The following is a 2,456-nucleotide window of genomic DNA, read 5'->3' as shown; positions in this document are numbered from 1 at the left end:
TGACGGGAAAATGCGTGTCCTTTACAAACGCGGTGACGGACGTTTCGGGTTATATTAACCTTTTTGAAGGTCAAGATAATTCTTGACCTCTCTTACGATTTCTTCATCTTCACCGATATCCGCCCATCGAAATTTTTTACCGCTTTGGATACTCCCCTCTAACAAATCACCGCTTGAGCGAAATTTCAGATCCAGTGCCGCTATCTCAAACCCGCTGGTACAACTGCTAAACGACTCCAAACGCTGATTCTTTCCGCTTTTATTGGTGTAGAGATAGCAATACCCCTGCAATCCTGTACGGCTCACCCGACCGCGCAGCTGATGGAGTGTCGAGAGACCCAACCGCTCCGCTCCGACGATCACGACCGTAGAGAGTCGCGGGAGAGAGATCCCCACTTCGACAACAGTTGTGGCGAGGAGAATATTCCCTTTTTCACGAAACTCCATTAACACCGCCTCTTTCTCTTTGTCTTTGCCGTGGGTGACGTAGACGTTCTCGAAGTTTTTTTCCCAATACCCCCGTGCTTCATCGATACTTTGGTAATCAATACTCTCACTCTGTTCTACCAGCGGATAGACAATAAGGACTTGATGGTTTTGTGAAATCTCAAAGCGGATGCGATCTAAAAGGCGCGGAAAATCGCTTTTACCGATGATGCGAGTTGTGATATTTTTGGTAAAAGGGGTCTGAACGATCAGACTCACATCAATGTGTGCCGAATCGATCATCGCCTGCGTTCTTGGAATCGGGGTGGCGGAGAATTGGAGATAGTGCGGAGAGGTATCATTCTCGGTGAGTTTCGTTAAGGAATGGCGTTGAGCGGTGCCGAAACGGTGCTGTTCATCCACCATAACGAGTCCCGCTTCAGGAAGTGAACGGTGCAATAGAGCATGAGTTCCAATGATAAAATCGTACTCCTCTAAAGACCCTTTTTTCGTTGCATTGGTAACCAATGCTATTCGTAAATTTGGGAGAAATTTTTGCGCCTCTTCATAGAGTTGAGCCGCAAGTATCGTTGTCGGTGCCATCAAGATAGAGCGATACGGTTGAATCAAAACGACCGAAGCTAAAATAACCATCGTCTTCCCCGATCCGACATCCCCCACTATCATCCGTCGTGATCCATATTCCCCTCTGAGATCACCCTCTATCTCGTCAATCGCTTTTTTTTGATCCTCGGTGAGTTCAAACGGAAGGGTTTTCATCCATTTTTTAACATCCCCCGAAGCACGATAGGAAGTTTTATGAAAACGGCGTTTAAGACGAAGACGGCGCATATACTCAAAAAGTTCACCAAATTTAAGGGCGTGATATTGCTGTTCATTCAGAGGCTTCGGAAAATCGGGAAAATGGAGTGCGTAGAGTTCACGGGCTATCTTCTCTGGGAGCCCGTCTGCGATGAGATTTTTAACGGTAATATTTTTTTCCACTAAGCGGCGCATCACATCGGCACGAAGCGGCGTTTTGTAAATAGGAACGAGGGAACCAACGGCACTGATCTTCATCGGATGAACAATCGTCCATTTCCCCAATTCCCATTGTGCTTTACCGCCAAAATATGCACGCTCGCCACGCGGGAATTGATGGATCATATAAGGCTTGGGATGAAAGATTACCCCCTCGATCACGCATTCTAGGTTATGGGCAAAAAAAGTAATTTTGAGGGTTTTAGGGGTACGGACGACGTGTTCTACCGTCGCATCAATAACACACGGTGCATTATGGATAAGTTCTTCACTGAGACGGCGATCTTCGAATGAGGCGGGGGCAATGAGGGAGAGAGCGGTAATGCTCGTGATCCCTAAACGGTGAAACTTTTCACCCTCTTCACTTGGTAACGATAGCATAGCTAAGATCGCGAATTTCGCCGTGGCGTTTGATAAAATCGTTCACATCTTCTAGGGTAAGGGTACGAATCATCTCCAATTCCTGCACACTCGATCCGAGAGGTTTGCCCTGATAATATTCGCTGAACGTTCGACCCAAACGCTGAGAAAGGGTTTCGACACGTAGCGGCTCAGAACCGAGTAAAAATTTACGCGCCTGATCAAGTTCGTTTTGGGTGACACCGCCTCTAACAAACGACTCGATTACTTCAATCACTGTTTTTTTCGCTTCTTCCTGCGACTCTAATTTCGTTTGAAGGTAGCCGCTAAAATAGGTATTGGTTTTGGCAACCGAGAGACGGGAATAGGCAGAGTAGGCAAGTCCCCTCTTCACTCGAATCTCCTCCATCAATCGGCTTCCAAAGCCGCTGGAACCGAGGATAAACATAGCGACACGGGCTTTAAAAAACTCCGGATCACCCTCATTCATAGCAAATGGGGCACCGAAATAGAGATATGCCTGCTCCGTCTGAGGACGCTTAAGGATCGATTCTTTTGGCTCTTTTCGAGGCTCATAATGGCGTTCTTTTCCCTTTTTACCCGCTTCCAATAGATTCAAAAGAGATTGC

General features: G+C 46.9%; 2 protein-coding genes. Both read right to left on the bottom strand.

Going from position 1 to position 2,456, the window contains the following annotated elements; genetic code table 11:
• Positions 1-54: 54 nt before the first annotated feature.
• Positions 55-1,848, bottom strand: a complete 1,794-nt coding sequence (gene recG, locus A2517_RS11120) for an ATP-dependent DNA helicase RecG (protein WP_294897027.1) — start codon at positions 1,846-1,848, stop codon at positions 55-57.
• Positions 1,829-2,456, bottom strand: a 628-nt coding sequence (locus tag A2517_RS11115; RefSeq protein WP_294897025.1) for an insulinase family protein, incomplete at its 5' end; no start/stop codon positions are given. The genes recG and A2517_RS11115, both read right to left, overlap by 20 nt.

This window comes from Sulfuricurvum sp. RIFOXYD12_FULL_44_77, assembly GCF_001830725.1.
GTDB classification, from domain to species: domain Bacteria; phylum Campylobacterota; class Campylobacteria; order Campylobacterales; family Sulfurimonadaceae; genus Sulfuricurvum; species Sulfuricurvum kujiense_A.
The sequence above is the reverse complement of the archived record's forward strand: the minus strand, read 5'-3'. Positions and strand labels throughout refer to the sequence as shown.